Annotated in this window: 1 protein-coding gene; it reads left to right on the forward strand. The window is 62.7% G+C overall.

The genetic code is table 11. The features are described 5' to 3' along the window. Window positions 1-241 (forward strand): HNH endonuclease signature motif containing protein (locus CVH10_RS23870; RefSeq protein ID WP_146143377.1); only part of this gene is annotated, 241 nt, incomplete at both ends.

A 241-nucleotide genomic window follows, 5' to 3' on the forward strand; every position in this document is an offset into this window, starting at 1 on the left:
CACGGCCTCGGCTATCATCTGGTCGGCATGAAGTTCGATCACGAACCGAAGGTCGTCACCCGCACTGTGCATCGCCTTGTCGCGTTGGCCTTCCACGGACCTCGGCCGGAGGGTTTGGACATTGCCCACGGCAACTGCATCAAGACCGACAACCGCCCGTCGAACCTGCGCTACGCCACGCGGTCCGAGAATCTTCAGGACAGCTTCGCCATGGGCGAGTTCCGAACGGGTCGCCCATTCG

Origin of the sequence: Halomonas sp. ND22Bw (assembly GCF_003011945.1) — a bacterium.
In the GTDB taxonomy this organism is placed as follows: domain Bacteria; phylum Pseudomonadota; class Gammaproteobacteria; order Pseudomonadales; family Halomonadaceae; genus Halomonas; species Halomonas halophila.